A 14,063-nucleotide genomic window follows, 5' to 3' on the forward strand; every position below is an offset into this window, starting at 1 on the left:
CGTCCGGCGTCGTCTACCCCGTCGGACTGCGGCTGCTCGACCGCCGCGTCGTCGTCGTCGGCGGCGGGTCGGTCGCCCACCGCCGCGTCGCCGGCCTGCTCGAGGCCCGCGCGCGGGTCACCGTGGTCAGCCCGGAGGTCACCCCGGCCCTCGAGGCGCTGGTCGAGCCCGGCTCGATGACCTGGGTGCGCCGCCGCTACGCGCCCGGCGACCTCGACGGCGCCTGGTACGCGGTGGCCGCCACCGACGACCCCGCCGTCAACGCCGCGGTGGCCGAGGAGGCCGAGCGGCTGCGGGTCTTCTGCGCCCGCGCCGACGACCGCTCGGCCTCCAGCGTGTGGACGCCCGCCGTCGGCCGGCAGGGCGACCTCGTCGTCGGCGTGCACGGGGGCGGCGACCCGCAGCGGGCGGTCGGGGTGCGCGACGCCGTCGTCGCCGGGCTCACCGACGGCAGCATCCGCGACCGCGCCGCCCGCTCCCCCCAGGGTCCCCGGGTCGGCAGCGTGGTCCTGGTCGGCGGCGGCCCCGGCGACCCCGGCCTGGTCACCGTGCGCGGGCAGCAGGCCGTGGCGCAGGCCGACGTCGTCCTGGCCGACCACCTGGCGCCGCAGTCGCTGCTGGCCTCGCTGCCGCCGGAGGTCGAGGTCATCGACGCCTCGAAGCTGCCGCGCGGGCGGTCGATGGCGCAGGAGCAGATCAACGCGCTGCTGGTGGAGCACGCGCTGGCCGGCAAGCGGGTGGTACGGCTCAAGGGCGGCGACCCGTTCGTCTTCGGCCGCGGCATGGAGGAGCTCGAGGCGTGCGTGGCCGCGGGCGTGCCGGTCGAGGTCGTGCCCGGCGTGACCAGCGCGATCGGCGTCCCCGGCCTGGCCGGCATCCCGGTCACCCACCGCGGGCTGACCCACGAGTTCGTCGTCGTCTCCGGGCACGTACCACCCGGCCACCCGCAGTCGCTGGTCGACTGGGCGGCGCTGGGCCGGCTGCGCGGCACGGTCGTGGTGCTCATGGGCGTCGACACCGCCGGGGCGATCGCGGCGGCGCTGGTCGAGCACGGCCGCGCGCCGCACACCCCGGTCGCGGTGGTGGCCGACGGGTCCACCCCGACCCAGCGGGTGGTGCGCACCACGCTCGCCGGCCTGGCGGCGGCCATCGCCGAGGAGGGCGTCCGCCCGCCGGCGGTGTGGGTGGTCGGCGACGTCGTCGGCCTGGCGCCCCGCCTGGGACCTGCATAGTCACGACATCGGCAGCACTGGCGCTGAGGATGTAGCAGTCCTACTGTCTGCTGCACCGCCCAGCGTCCTTGGAGGCGACGATGCCGCGTCCCGCTCCCCCGTCCGACGACCGGGTCATCGAGGTCCGCGGCCTGCGGATGAGCTACGGCAGCACCGAGGTCCTCACCGGTGTCGACCTGACGGTCTCCGCGGGCGAGGTCGTCTGCCTGCTCGGCCCCAACGGTGCGGGCAAGACCACCACCATCGAGGTCCTCGAGGGCTTCCGGCTGCCCTCGGCCGGGCACGTGCGGGTGCTCGGCGCCGACCCGGCCCGGGCCGACGACGCCTGGCGGGCCCGCGTCGGGGTGGTGCTGCAGTCCTGGCGCGACCACGCGCGCTGGACCCCGCGCCGGCTGCTCGAGCAGCTGGGCGGCTACTACGCCCCCTACGCCACGGCGGAGCGGCCGCGGCCCTACGACGTCGACTGGCTGCTCGACGTCGTCGGCATGACGGAGTTCGCCGACCGCAGGATCGGCACCCTCTCCGGCGGCCAGCGGCGGCGCCTCGACGTCGCCGTCGGCATCATCGGCCGCCCCGAGCTGCTCTTCCTCGACGAGCCGACCGCGGGCTTCGACCCGCAGGCGCGCCGCGACTTCCACGACCTGGTGCACCGGCTGTCGGACCTGGAGGGCACCAGCATCCTGCTCACCACCCACGACCTGGCCGAGGCCGAGCGGCTGGCCGACCGCATCCTCGTCCTGGCCGACGGCCGGATCGTCGCCGACGGCAGCCCCGACGCGCTGACCCGCCAGGTGGCCGGCACCTCGGAGGTCCGCTGGGCGTGCGGCCGGGAGCGGTTCGTGCACGGCACCGACGACGTCGTCGCGTTCGTCCGGGGGCTGTTCGAGCAGCACGGCGACGCGCTCACCGACCTCGAGGTCCGCCACGCCAGCCTCGAGGACACCTACCTGGCGATGGTGCAGCGGTTCGAGGCCGGCGCCCGCAGCGCGCCGGCGCTGGAGGTGACCCGGTGAGCGCCACCCGCACCGCCGTGGGCCTGGGGGTCCGCCGCGGCTGGACGGAGTTCCTGCTCAGCCTCCGCAGCCCGCAGGACCAGGGCTTCTACCTGTTCGTGGGCGGCGGCACGCTGCTCTACCTGTGGTTCAACCGGGACGAGCAGCTCGAGGGCACCGGCATCTCGCTGGTCGCCTACAGCCTGCCCAGCGTCCTCGCCGCCCTGCTCGCCTTCGGCGTGGTGGTCGGCCCGGCGTTCTCCCTGGCGATGGAGCGCGAGGACGGCACGCTGCTGCGGCACAAGGCGCTGCCGCACGGCATGCAGGGGTACGTGACCGGGCAGCTGGTCTACCACTCGCTGGGGCTGCTGCCGATGCTGCTGGTGATCCTGGTGCCGAGCTTCCTGCTCTTCGACGGGGTCATGGAGCGCGGCGCGGAGGGCTGGCTCACCGTCGCCTGGGTGGTCGCGCTCGGGCTGCTCGCCACCCTGCCGCTGGGCATGGTCATCGGCTCGCTGGTGCCGAGCACCCAGAAGGTGACCACCTGGGGGATGCTGCCGGTCATCGTGGTCACCGCGATCTCGGGGATCTTCTTCCCGGTCCAGGCGCTGTGGGGTTGGGTGCAGGGCCTCGCGCAGGTCTTCCCGACCTACTGGATCGGCCTGGGCATGCGCTCGGCGTTCCTCCCCGACGCAGCGGCCGCCGTCGAGCTCGGCGACTCCTGGCGCACGGGGACGACCGTGCTCGTCCTCGCCGCGTGGGCGGTGGCCGGGCTGCTGGTCACCCCCCGGGTGCTGCGGCGGATGGCCCGCCGCCAGTCCGGCTCCCAGGTGGCCGCGGCCCGGGACGCGGCGGCGCAGTGGGTCCGGTGAGCGGCGACCGCGACGCGGTCTACAACCGGATCGCGCTGCTGCGCGCCGAGCAGGGCGTGACCCGGCGGGAGCTGGCCGACGCCCTCGGTGTCCACTACCAGACGGTCGGCTACCTCGAGCGCGGCGAGTACAACCCGAGTCTGCACCTGGCGCTGCGCATCGCGGAGTTCTTCGGGCTGCCGGTGGAGGTGGTCTTCTCCACCCGGCCGTTCCCGCGGATCAGCGACACCGCGCGCCCCGCACCCGGCGAGCCGCCCGCCGCCGCGGGGTGAGGTGATGGAACGGCCCCCCTGCAGGGTCCCGCCGCGAGCCCGGTGACGTGCGGAACGGCCCCCTTCCAGGGACCCGCCCTGAGCCTGCGGAGGGTGGGCAGGAAGGGAGTCCTTCTAGATGTTCGCGCCGTCCGGCGGCGGACCGTCGGGCAGCGGCGCGGCGAAGCCGTTGCCGTCGGTCGCGGGCGCCGGCATGCCCACGGTGTAGGAGGTCATCGACAGCGACCCGTAGGCGTAGCCGTCCACCAGCACCTCCGCCGTCGTCCCCGTCGCGCCGGCCATGCCGGCCACGTACAGCAGCGGCAGGAAGTGGTCGGGCGTGGGGACGGCGAGGTCGAAGTCGCGGTGTCCGTCGAGGCGGGCGATCGCGGCGGGGTCGTCGAGCATCAGCTCCCGGGCGGCCTCGTCGAAGCGCCGCGCCCAGTCGAAGCCGGCGTCGGGCATCGCCCGGCTGACCCCGCCGAGGTTGTGCACCACGTTGCCGCTGCCGACCACGAGGACGCCGTCCTCCCGCAGCGGGGCCAGCGCCGCACCCATCTGCAGGTGGTAGTCGGGGCCCTTGAGCGCGTTGATCGACAGCTGCGCCACCGGTACGTCGGCGTCGGGGAAGGCGTGCGCGAGGACCGACCAGGCGCCGTGGTCGAGGCCCCAGCTGTCGAGGTCGGCGCCGACCCAGGTCGGGGAGACCACGTCGGCCACCTGCTCGGCCAGCTCCGGCAGGCCGGGGGCGGCGTACTCCACGTCGAACAGCTCCGGCGGGAAGCCGAAGAAGTCGTGGATGGTGCGCGGCCGGGGCATCGCGGTGACCGCGGTGGCGTGCACGTACCAGTGCGCCGAGACGACGAGGACGGCCCGTGGGCGGGGCACCGCGCGGCCGAGCGCCCGCCAGGCCTCGGTGTAGCGGTTGCGCTCGAGCGCGTTCATCGGGTTGCCGTGGCCGATGAAGGCGGCAGGCATCAGGGTCATCCGGCTCTCCCTCCTCCGGTGCGGTCCCCTCGCGATCATCGCCTCCCGGGCGCGGGTCCGCGAGGCGCGGCGGGTGACCCGGCACGGCCGGCCGGGGGCAGCCGGCGCAGCACGGGGGACAGCCGGCGGGCACCGGGGCCCTCCGCGGCGGCGGCGTCACCGGGGTTGGACAGCCCGCACGAGGTCAGCGACAGGCAGCCGCAGCCGATGCAGGACGACAGCCCGTCGCGCAGCTGCACCAGGGCGGCGATCTGCTCGTCGAGCCGGTCCCGCCAGCCGCGGGACAGCCGTTCCCAGTCGCGGGCCGACGGCGTGCGGCCCTCCGGGAGGGAGGCCAGCGCCTCGCGGATCTCCGGCAGCGACAGGCCGACGTTCTGCGCGGCGCGGACGAAGGCCAGCCGCCGCAGGACCGAGCGCGGGTAGCGCCGCGCGCCGCCGGCGGTGCGCTCGGCCGTCACCAGCCCCTCGGCCTCGTAGTAGCGCAGCGCCGACGGCGCCAGGCCCGAGCGCGCGGCCACCTCCCCGATCGTCAGCAGCTCCACGCCCGCCCCCTTGACCTCAAGTCGACTTCACATCGCAGCGTAGCGCCATGACACCCACCGCCCTGGTGACCGGCGCCTCCCGTGGCCTCGGTCTCGCCCTCGCCACCGAGCTGTCCCACCGCGGCTGGCGGCTCGTCGTCGACGCCCGCGACGCCGCCCGGCTCGCCGCCGCCGTCGCGGCCCTCCCCCGCCCCGACCTGGTCACCGCCGTCCCCGGCGACGTCGCCGACCCCGCCCACCGCACCGCGCTGGCCACCGCCACCGGCGACTCCCTCGACCTCCTCGTGGCCAACGCCTCCGCGCTCGGGCCGACGCCGCTGCCCCGGCTGGCCGACCTCGACCCGGCGGCGCTGGAGGACCTGCTGCGGGTCAACACCGTCGCCCCGCTCGCGCTGGTCCAGGCGGTGCTGCCGGCGCTGGAGCGGGCGGGCGGCACCGTCGTCACGGTCACCAGCGACGCCGCCGTCGAGGCCTACGAGGGCTGGGGCGGCTACGGCGCGAGCAAGGCGGCGCTGGACCTGCTCACCGCCGTCCTCGCCGTCGAGCACCCGCGGCTGCGCGTGCTCGCCGTCGACCCCGGCGACATGGCCACCGACATGCACGCGGCCGCCGACCCCGGTGCCGACCCGGCGGACCTCGCCGCGCCGGAGGACGTCGCCCCGGCGCTGCTGCGGGTGCTCGACGGCGACGTCACCGGCCCCCGCGTCCGCGTCGCCGAGGTCGCCGCGGCGGTGCGGGCATGACCGCGCTCCTGCCCATGGGGACGCCGGCCACCGTCCCGCCGGAGCGCCGCGGGCTGGCCCGCGACGGCGTCCGGCTGCTGGCGGTCGCGCCCGGCCGCACCACGTCGGCGCACTTCTCCGACCTGCCCGACCTGCTCGACCCCGGCGACCTGCTGGTGGTCAACACCTCCGCGACGCTCCCCGCCCGGCTGACCGCCCGGCGGGCCGACGGCGCCACCACCCCGCTGCACGTCTCGACCACCCTCGACGACGGCTCCTGGGTGGTGGAGGTGCGCCGCCGGACCGACGACGGCCCCGAGACCGGGCTCGAGCCCGGCGCCGCACTCGACCTGCCCGGCGGCGTGCGCCTGGTGCTGCGCGACGGGTTCCCGGACCCGGCGGCGCCCCGGCGGCTGTGGCGGGCACACGCCACCCCGGCGGTCGGGGTGCCCGCCTACCTGGCCCGGTACGGCCGGCCGGTGCACTACGCCCACCTCACCGCGCCGGTGTCCCTGGCCGACGTGCGCAACGTCTACGCCACCGAGCCGGGCAGCGCGGAGAACGCCAGCGCCGGGCGGCCGTTCACCGACCGGCTGCTCGTGCGGCTCGTGGCCCGCGGCGTCCCGGTCGTGCCGCTCGTCCTGCACGCCGGGGTCTCCAGCCCCGAGCTGCACGAGCCGCCGGCGCCGGAGCGCTACCGGGTCCCCGAGGTCACCGCCCGGCTGGTCACCGCGACCCGGGCGGCCGGGCGGCGGGTGGTCGCCGTCGGCACCACCGTCACCCGGGCGCTGGAGACGGTGACCGGCGACGACGGCGTCACCCGGCCCGGCGAGGGCTGGACCGACCTCGTCCTCGGCCCCGACCGCCCGGCCCGGGCGGTGAGCGGCCTGCTCACCGGCCTGCACGAGCCCGAGGCCAGCCACGTGCTGCTGCTCGAGGCGGTCGCCGGACCCGAGCTCGTCGCCCGCGGCTACCGGGCCGCGGTCGACGGCGGCTACCTGTGGCACGAGTTCGGCGACTCGATGCTGTTCCTGCCCGGTGGCGGTCCGGCAACCGACCGGCGAGGCTGACGGGGCCGGGACGACCGGGCCAGGACGGCCCTCCTCCCCGGCGACGACGGCCGGGAGGCCGGGATGCCAGGCGCGTGGCTGCTCGGAACGGCACGGAAGGGCACGGGGAGCGGGGGCGGCGACGGGAGGGCTCCCGACGGGGAGCCGCCGCGGGCGGTGCTGCTGGGCCTGCGAGCGCAGGACGGCGGCGACGGGGACCCGGCGGACCCGCTCGACGAGCTCGAGCGGCTGGCCGACACCGACGGCGTGGCCGTGGTGGGACGGATGGTGCAGGCCCGGGAGCGGCCCGACCCGGCCACCTACCTCGGCTCCGGCAAGGTCACCGAGCTGGCCGGGCTGGTGGCGGAGAAGGACGCCGGGCTGGTCATCGCCGACGGCGACCTCTCGCCGGGACAGGTGCGCAACCTCGAGGACCGGGTGGGCGCCCGGGTGGTCGACCGGACCGCGCTGATCCTCGACGTCTTCGCCCAGCACGCCCGCAGCAGCGAGGGTCGCGCACAGGTGGAGCTCGCCCAGCTGGCCTACCAGCTGCCGCGGTTGCGCGGACAGGGGACGGAGCTGTCCCGGATCGGCGGCGGCCGCACCGCCGGCGGCGCCGGGACGGGCGTGCGCGGGCCGGGCGAGCAGCGCCTGGAGAGCGAGCGCCGCCACCTGCGCCGCCGCATCACCCTGTTGCGGCGCCAGGTGCAGCAGACCGCCGCCCGGCGGCAGCGCACCCGCAGCCGCCGCCGGGTCAACCGGGTCCCGTCGGTGGCGCTCACCGGCTACACCAACGCGGGGAAGTCGGCGCTGCTCAACCGGCTGACCGGCGCCGACGTCCTGGTGCAGGACGCGCTGTTCGCCACCCTGGACCCCACGGTCCGCCAGGCCCGCACCCCCGAGGGCCGGCCCTACACGCTCACCGACACGGTCGGCTTCGTCCGCCACCTGCCCCACCAGCTGGTCGACGCCTTCGGGGCCACGCTGGAGGAGGTGGTCGAGGCCGACCTCGTCCTGCACGTCGTCGACGCCTCCGCTCCCGACGCCATGGCCCAGGTGACGGCGGTGCGCGGCGTGCTCTACGAGATCGGCGCGCGAGAGCACCCGGAGCTGCTGGCGCTCAACAAGGTCGACGTCGCACCGGCCGGGTGGCTCGCCGGGCTGCGCACCGCCTACCCCGACGCGGTGCCGGTCTCGGCGGCGACGGGCGAGGGGATCGAGGACCTGCGGGCCGCGATCGCCCGCGCGCTGGCTCGCTGAGCCCGCCTCACAACGGGCCGGCGGCGTCCTCCAGGAGCACCCGGCGCTGCTCCGGCGGGCGGGCCGGGCAGGCGGTGCACGTCGGCTGCCCGGGCAGCCGCAGCAGCAGGCAGCAGGAGACCCGGCGGACGAAGCGGGTGCCGCCGACGTCGGTGTAGCGCGGCGCCGGCATCGGCGCCCCGACCGCGGCGGCCACCGGCGCGGCCAGTGCGGTCACCGACGCGACGTCGCCCAGCGCCCGGCCGAGGGCCAGCAGCCTGCCGGCCAGCGAGTCGGCGGCCACCGCCCACAGCGGCCGCTCGCGCACCCCACCGGCCGCGGCGACGGCGGCGACCACGGCGGCGAGCGCGTCGCGCAGGTCCCCCGCCGGGTCGGGTCCCGACGGCGCCGCCGAGACCCCGGCCAGCAGGGTGCCTCCGACCTCGTACACCGTGGTGTCGGCCAGCCGCGCCGACAGCGGGCGCCCGGTCGCCAGCCCCGCGGCCACCGGGGTCAGCAGCACCGCCGACGCCGAGTACCACCAGACCGTGGCGAGGGCCCGGCGGTCGCCGCTGCGGTACCGGTGGCCCAGCGCGGCGACCCGGTCGGCCGTCCAGCCGGGGTCGGCCAGGAGCTCCGCCGGCAGCGGGCGGGACGAGGGCGGCGCGAGCAGGCCCAGACCGGCGGCACCGGGCACCCGGGCCGCCACGGCCGCCTGCGGTCCGCCGTCCACCGGGCCAGTCTGGTGCAGCCCGTCCCACGGCCTGACCCCGACGTCGTCCGGGCCCTACGGTGTGTGCCAGGACACGCCGCCCGCCGGCGGTGCGCCGGCCACGACACGGGAGGAGCACACGTGAGCGAGTCGAACGGGTCGGAGGGTCGCCGCTTCCCGGCCCCGCAGGAGCTGGCCGCGTCGGCGAACGTGGGCCCGGACGTCTACGAGCGCGCCGAGGCCGACCGCCTGGCGTTCTGGGAGGAGGCCGCCCGCCGGCTCACCTGGACGCAGGACTGGGACCAGGTCCTCGACTGGAGCAACCCGCCGTTCGCGAAGTGGTTCGTGGGCGGCAAGCTCAACGTCGCCTACAACTGCCTCGACCGGCACGTCGAGGCCGGCCACGGCGACCAGGTCGCCTACCACTGGGAGGGCGAGCCCGGCGACACCCGGACCCTCACCTACGCCCAGCTCACCGAGGAGGTCTGCAAGGCGGCCAACGCGCTGATCGAGCTCGGCGTGCAGGCCGGCGACCGGGTCGCCATCTACATGCCGATGATCCCCGAGACGATCGTGGCGATGCTGGCCTGCGCCCGCATCGGCGCCGTCCACATGGTCGTGTTCGGTGGCTTCTCCGCCGACGCGCTGGCCAGCCGGATCACCGACGCCGGCGCCGTGGTGGTCGTCACCGCCGACGGCGGCTACCGCCGCGGCGCACCCAGCGCCCTCAAGCCCGCCGTCGACGACGCGCTGACCCGCACCGAGGGCGTGCGCAACGTGCTGGTGGTCAAGCGGACCGAGCAGGACGTCGAGTGGACCGAGGGCCGCGACCTGTGGTGGCACGACGTCGTCGACCGGCAGTCGCCGCAGCACACGGCCGAGTCCTTCGACGCCGAGCACCCGCTCTACATCATGTACACGTCGGGGACGACGGCGAAGCCGAAGGGCATCCTGCACACCTCGGGCGGCTACCTGACGCAGGTCGCCTACACGCACTGGGCGACCTTCGACCTCAAGCCCGACAGCGACGTCTACTGGACCGCGGCCGACGTCGGCTGGGTCACCGGCCACAGCTACATCGTCTACGGCCCGCTGGCCAACCGGGCGACGTCGGTGGTGTACGAGGGAACGCCGGAGACGCCGCACCGCGGCCGCTGGTTCGAGCTGATCGAGAAGTACCGCGTCTCGATCCTCTACACCGCGCCCACGGTGATCCGGACGTTCATGAAGTGGGGCGAGGACATCCCGGCCGGCTTCGACCTCACCTCGCTGCGCGTGCTGGGCTCGGTCGGCGAGCCGATCAACCCCGAGGCGTGGCTCTGGTACCACCAGAACATCGGGGGCGGCCGCTGCCCGGTGGTCGACACCTGGTGGCAGACCGAGACCGGCGCGCACATGATCACCCCGCTGCCGGGCGTGACCGACCTCAAGCCGGGCTCGGCGCAGACCCCGTTCCCCGGCATCTCGGCCAAGGTCGTCGACGACGAGGGCAACGAGCTCGGCGACGACTCCACCGGGCTGCTCGTGCTCACCGCGCCGTGGCCGTCGATGCTGCGCACCATCTGGGGCGACGACGACCGCTACGTCGACACCTACTGGTCGCGCTTCGGCAAGGAGGTCTACTTCGCCGGCGACGGGGCCAAGAAGGACGCCGACGGCGACGTCTGGCTGCTCGGCCGCGTCGACGACGTCATGAACGTCTCGGGGCACCGCATCTCCACCACCGAGGTCGAGTCCTCGCTGGTGGCGCACCCGGCGGTGGCCGAGGCCGCGGTCGTCGGCGCGTCGGACCCGACCACCGGGCAGGGCATCGTCGCGTTCGTCATCCTCCGCGGCAGCGCGCAGGACTCCGGCGAGGACCTCGTCCAGCAGCTGCGCACGCACGTGTCCAAGGACATCGGCCCGATCGCCAAGCCGCGCCAGATCATGGTCGTGCAGGAGCTGCCCAAGACCCGCTCGGGCAAGATCATGCGGCGGCTGCTGCGCGACGTCGCGGAGAACCGCGAGCTCGGCGACGTCACCACGCTGACCGACGACTCGGTGATGAACCTGATCAAGGAGAAGCTGCCCGCGTCCTCGTCGTCCGAGGGCTGAACCGAACCGGGCACAGGAAGCTCTCCCCACGTCCTGGGCGCCAGGACGTGGGGGGAGCTTCCTGTGCCCGGCAGCTGCCTGCGGGTGCACCTGCGGGGGACGCCGGGGCGCGGGCGCGGCGATCATGGGGGACGATCTCCGTCAGGCCGCCTCCGGCGGCCGGCCCGACCAGCCCGACCAGGGAGGAGCCCCCGTGGCCCACAGCGCGTCGTCCACCCAGTCCGCCGGGCGGCATGCCGTCAGCGACGAGCCCTCGGTGGGGTCGCTGGTGCAGAGCGCCATGGCCGACGTCTCCACGCTGATCCGCGGCGAGATCGAGCTGGCCAAGACCGAGGTCACCCGCTCGGCGAAGAAGGCCGGCGTCAGCGCCGGGCTGTTCGGCGCCGCGGGCGCGCTGCTCGCCTTCGCCGGCTTCTTCCTGTTCGTCATGCTCGCCGAGCTGTTCACCTGGCTGGGCCTGCCCCGCTGGGTGTCCTACCTGATCGTCACGGTCGCCCTGCTGGCGGTCGCCGCCGTGGCCGGGCTGATCGGGCTGCGGATGCTCAAGAAGATCGACAAGCCCGAGCGGACCATGGAGTCGCTGCGCGAGCTGCCCGAGGTCATGCGCCGCGAGACCCCCGGCACCCGGCGCCGCGCGCTGCCGACGGTCAGCAACGGGCGCGTCGAGCGGCGCTCCCCCGACTCCTACCTGGTCTGAGCGGCGCGAGCGGGCGGCCCGGCGGCGTCCCCGCCGACGAGCGGCCCGACGCGACCAGCGTCCTGCTGCCCGGTCCCTGGCTGCACCGGGACGCCTCGGCCAACGGCGTCCGGCTGCACCTGGCCGAGGCCGGCGAGGGGCCGCTGGTCCTGCTGCTGCACGGGTTCCCGCAGTACTGGTGGACGTGGCGGGCGCAGCTGCCGGTCCTCGCCGCCGCGGGCTTCCGCGCCGTCGCCCCCGACCTGCGCGGCTACGGCGCCAGCGACAAGCCGCCGCGCGGCTACGACCTGCCGACGGCGGCCAGCGACGTCGCGGCGCTGGTGCGCGCGCTCGGCGAGAAGGACGCCGTCGTCGTCGGCCACGACTGGGGTGGGCTGGTCGCCTGGACCATGGCCGCGCTGCACCCGCGCAGCGTCCGCCGGCTCGTCGTCGTCTCGATGGCCCACCCGCGGCTGCTGCGGGCCGGGCTGCGCGACCCCGCCCAGCGGCGGGCGCTGCGCCACGTCCTGCGCTTCCAGCTGCCCCGGCTGCCCGAGCGGCGGCTGACCCGCACCGACGACGACCCGGTCGCGGACTTCCTGCGCCGCTGGGCCGGTCCGGACTGGACGCACACCGCCGACTTCGCCGAGGCCGTCGAGCGCTACCGGTCCGCGGCGCGGATCCCGCAGGCGGCCTACGGGTCGATGGAGTACTTCCGCTGGGCCGGCCGCTCCCAGGTGCGGCCCGACGGGCTGCGCTACGCCCGCCGCATGGCCGCCCCGGTCACCGCGCCCACCCTGCAGCTGCACGGCACGCGGGACCCGCTGGTGCTGCCGCGGACCGCGCGCGGGTCGGGCCGGTACGTGGCCGGTGCCTACGAGTGGCGGGAGCTGCCCGGCATCGGCCACTTCCCGCAGGAGGAGGCCGCCGCCGACGTCGCCACCGCCATCACCGGATGGGCCGCCGGATAGCGAGCTGCCGGAACGGGTGACGTGCTGGCACGGCCCCGCTGCAGGATCCCGGCCTGAGCGTGCGAAGGCCGGGGGCAGCGGGGTCCTTCTATTCGCACGGGCCGGTGTCGACCGGCGCGGTGGCGGCCGCGCCCGCCCGTGCGGCCGGGTCCACCTGCTGGGCGGTCAGCGCGTACCCGGTGGTCGGGTCGTCGATCGCCGAGGCGAACACGACGCCGAGCACCTGACCGGTGGGGTCGAACAGCGGCCCGCCGGAGTTGCCGGCCCGCACGTCGCCGCGCAGGGCGTACACGTCGCGCTGCACGGTCTGCGTGTTGCGGAAGTCCGGGCCGCTGATCGGGCCCTGGTCACGGATGCGGGCGGGGCCGACGAACAGCGGCCCGCCGCCGGGGTAGCCCATGATGATCGCGTCGTCGCCGGTGTCGGACACCTGCCCGGCGAAGGCGAGGGGCACCTGCGGCAGGTCCGGCACGGCGAGCACCGCGACGTCGACCTCCTGGTCGACGTACACCGGCGTCGCCCCGTACTCCTCGCCCTCGGCCACGACCACCGGGTCGGTCACACCGGCCAGGACGTGGGCGTTGGTCATCACGCGGCCGGGCGCGTAGACGAAACCGGATCCGTCGATCTGCCGCGAGCACGACGACGCGATGCCGCTGATCTTCACCACCGAACCGCTCACCTGGCCGACGACGGGGCTGCCGGCCAGGGCCTGGTCCGGCGTGTCGACCTCCCGGGCCCGGGTGGGGGTCAGCGGGTCGAGGACGTCGGGCAGCCCGCGCCGGTCGATCGCCTCCCGCAGCGAGTCGTAGACCGCGCGCACGCCGCCGGGCACCACCTCGTCCACCGCCTGCACGAGCGCGGACTTGCGCACCTGCCCGGCCACCTGCGGGAAGGGCGCGAGGGCCAGCGGCGTGGCGACCATCCAGGCGACGAGCAGGACGGCGACCGCGGACACGATCGCCCCGGCGACGGAGTCGAGCACCTCGGCCGGCTCCCAGGTGACCCGGCGGCGCACCGCCCGCCCGACCGCCCCCGCGACGAGCTGTCCGAGCAGCGCACCGGCCAGGACGACGACGAGGGCGGCGAACACCCGGGTGACCGGCGTGCTGTCGAGCCGGTCGGCGACGGGGCCGGACAGCTGGGCGCCGAGCACCGCGCCGCCGAGGAAGCCGAGGAAGGACGTCGCCGACACCAGCAGGCCCTGGCGGAAGCCGGAGAAGGCGAAGACCACCGCGAGCCCGATGAGGACGACGTCGACCAGCGACATGGCTCAGCCGCGCACCGTCATGACGCCGGACTGGCCGAGCTGGACGTGGAAGGTGCAGTCGAAGGGGTGCTCGCCGGGCGCGGTGACCTCGAACTCGATGGTCCGGCTCTCGCCGGGCGCGAGCAGCGGGATCTCCTCGGTGATCTCCTCCGGGCCGGCGTCGGGGCGGAACCGCAGGTTGTGCGTCATCTGCTCGGCGGTGCTGGTCACGGTCAGCCGCACCCGGCCGGGGTCGACGGCGAAGGCGTCGGGGACGAACACGTAGTCGTCGGGGGTCTCGATGGTGACCTCCTGGACGCCGTCCTCGGCGAGGGTGACCGTGCCCAGCGACGGGTCGGCCGACGACGTCGCCGCGGGGGCCCCGCCGTTCCCGGAGCCGCAGCCGGCGAGCAGGACCACCGCGGCAGCGACCACGACGGCCCTCTCGCAGGGGCCCGCCGCGAGCCTGCGAGTG

The 14,063-nt window shown here is 75.9% G+C and carries 15 protein-coding genes; 10 read left to right on the plus strand and 5 right to left on the minus strand.

Going from position 1 to position 14,063, the window contains the following annotated elements; genetic code table 11:
- Positions 1 to 26: 26 nt before the first annotated feature.
- From cobA to CHC04_RS21445, 4 genes are all read left to right on the plus strand, one after another.
- Entirely contained in the window at positions 27 to 1,232 is a 1,206-nt protein-coding gene (cobA, locus tag CHC04_RS21430) for a uroporphyrinogen-III C-methyltransferase (RefSeq protein WP_281252267.1), read from the plus strand.
- Positions 1,233 to 1,312: 80 nt separating this feature from the next.
- Positions 1,313 to 2,245, plus strand: coding sequence for an ABC transporter ATP-binding protein (locus tag CHC04_RS21435; protein WP_245817609.1), 933 nt, complete (start codon positions 1,313 to 1,315; stop codon positions 2,243 to 2,245).
- Positions 2,242 to 3,096, plus strand: coding sequence for an ABC transporter permease (locus CHC04_RS21440; protein ID WP_089405994.1), 855 nt, complete (start codon positions 2,242 to 2,244; stop codon positions 3,094 to 3,096). The genes CHC04_RS21435 and CHC04_RS21440 overlap by 4 nt, the downstream gene beginning before the upstream one ends.
- Positions 3,093 to 3,368 carry a helix-turn-helix transcriptional regulator gene (locus CHC04_RS21445; protein WP_089406067.1) on the plus strand — a complete coding sequence of 92 codons (276 nt, stop codon included), beginning with the start codon at positions 3,093 to 3,095 and terminating at the stop codon, positions 3,366 to 3,368. Before CHC04_RS21440 ends, CHC04_RS21445 begins: the two co-directional genes overlap by 4 nt.
- 114 nt (positions 3,369 to 3,482) lie before the next feature.
- Here CHC04_RS21445 and ygiD read toward each other — a convergent pair whose 3' ends face one another.
- A complete protein-coding gene (gene ygiD, locus CHC04_RS21450; RefSeq protein ID WP_217897499.1) occupies positions 3,483 to 4,334 on the minus strand; it encodes a 4,5-DOPA-extradiol-dioxygenase in 852 nt (283 codons plus the stop codon).
- 35 nt (positions 4,335 to 4,369) lie between these two features.
- Entirely contained in the window at positions 4,370 to 4,876 is a 507-nt protein-coding gene (gene soxR, locus CHC04_RS21455; protein ID WP_089405995.1) for a redox-sensitive transcriptional activator SoxR, read from the minus strand.
- Positions 4,877 to 4,923: 47 nt separating this feature from the next.
- On the opposite strand from soxR, the gene CHC04_RS21460 reads away from it, so the two are divergent.
- From CHC04_RS21460 to hflX, 3 genes are all read left to right on the plus strand, one after another.
- Positions 4,924 to 5,619, plus strand: a complete 696-nt coding sequence (locus CHC04_RS21460) for an SDR family NAD(P)-dependent oxidoreductase (RefSeq protein WP_089405996.1) — start codon at positions 4,924 to 4,926, stop codon at positions 5,617 to 5,619.
- Entirely contained in the window at positions 5,616 to 6,668 is a 1,053-nt protein-coding gene (locus CHC04_RS21465) for an S-adenosylmethionine:tRNA ribosyltransferase-isomerase (protein WP_089405997.1), read from the plus strand. Before CHC04_RS21460 ends, CHC04_RS21465 begins: the two co-directional genes overlap by 4 nt.
- A gap of 63 nt (positions 6,669 to 6,731) precedes the next feature.
- Positions 6,732 to 7,907 (plus strand): GTPase HflX, encoded by a 1,176-nt coding sequence (gene hflX, locus CHC04_RS21470; RefSeq protein WP_089405998.1) that lies wholly within the window; start codon positions 6,732 to 6,734, stop codon positions 7,905 to 7,907.
- A gap of 7 nt (positions 7,908 to 7,914) precedes the next feature.
- Here hflX and CHC04_RS21475 read toward each other — a convergent pair whose 3' ends face one another.
- Positions 7,915 to 8,619: a (2Fe-2S)-binding protein gene (locus CHC04_RS21475; protein ID WP_245817611.1), complete on the minus strand. Its 705-nt coding sequence runs from the start codon at positions 8,617 to 8,619 to the stop codon at positions 7,915 to 7,917.
- Positions 8,620 to 8,739: 120 nt separating this feature from the next.
- On the opposite strand from CHC04_RS21475, the gene acs reads away from it, so the two are divergent.
- The 3 genes from acs (at position 8,740) to CHC04_RS21490 (ending at position 12,339) form a co-directional block, all read left to right on the plus strand.
- Entirely contained in the window at positions 8,740 to 10,692 is a 1,953-nt protein-coding gene (gene acs, locus CHC04_RS21480) for an acetate--CoA ligase (RefSeq protein WP_089406000.1), read from the plus strand.
- Positions 10,693 to 10,885: 193 nt separating this feature from the next.
- Entirely contained in the window at positions 10,886 to 11,389 is a 504-nt protein-coding gene (locus CHC04_RS21485; protein WP_089406001.1) for a phage holin family protein, read from the plus strand.
- Between the two features lie 152 nt (positions 11,390 to 11,541).
- Entirely contained in the window at positions 11,542 to 12,339 is a 798-nt protein-coding gene (locus CHC04_RS21490) for an alpha/beta fold hydrolase (RefSeq protein WP_281252268.1), read from the plus strand.
- 88 nt (positions 12,340 to 12,427) lie between these two features.
- Here CHC04_RS21490 and CHC04_RS21495 read toward each other — a convergent pair whose 3' ends face one another.
- Together CHC04_RS21495 and CHC04_RS21500 are read right to left on the minus strand one after the other, a co-directional pair.
- The gene (locus tag CHC04_RS21495; protein WP_089406002.1) at positions 12,428 to 13,609 is read right to left on the minus strand and encodes a MarP family serine protease; all 1,182 of its coding nucleotides are present in this window, start codon (positions 13,607 to 13,609) and stop codon (positions 12,428 to 12,430) included.
- A 3-nt stretch (positions 13,610 to 13,612) separates the two neighbouring features.
- Entirely contained in the window at positions 13,613 to 14,023 is a 411-nt protein-coding gene (locus tag CHC04_RS21500) for a plastocyanin/azurin family copper-binding protein (RefSeq protein WP_245817613.1), read from the minus strand.
- Positions 14,024 to 14,063: the final 40 nt, after the last annotated feature.

The organism is Geodermatophilus saharensis (assembly GCF_900188205.1).
GTDB lineage: Bacteria > Actinomycetota > Actinomycetes > Mycobacteriales > Geodermatophilaceae > Geodermatophilus > Geodermatophilus saharensis.

Coding starts and splice junctions, on each gene's coding strand:
- CHC04_RS21465 (WP_089405997.1), top strand. CDS start 5,616: ATGACCGCGCTCCTGCCCATGGGGACGCCGGCCACCGTCCCGCCGGAG.
- hflX (WP_089405998.1), top strand. CDS start 6,732: ATGCCAGGCGCGTGGCTGCTCGGAACGGCACGGAAGGGCACGGGGAGC.
- CHC04_RS21460 (WP_089405996.1), top strand. CDS start 4,924: ATGACACCCACCGCCCTGGTGACCGGCGCCTCCCGTGGCCTCGGTCTC.
- CHC04_RS21495 (WP_089406002.1), bottom strand. CDS start 13,609: ATGTCGCTGGTCGACGTCGTCCTCATCGGGCTCGCGGTGGTCTTCGCC.
- ygiD (WP_217897499.1), bottom strand. CDS start 4,334: ATGACCCTGATGCCTGCCGCCTTCATCGGCCACGGCAACCCGATGAAC.
- CHC04_RS21435 (WP_245817609.1), top strand. CDS start 1,313: ATGCCGCGTCCCGCTCCCCCGTCCGACGACCGGGTCATCGAGGTCCGC.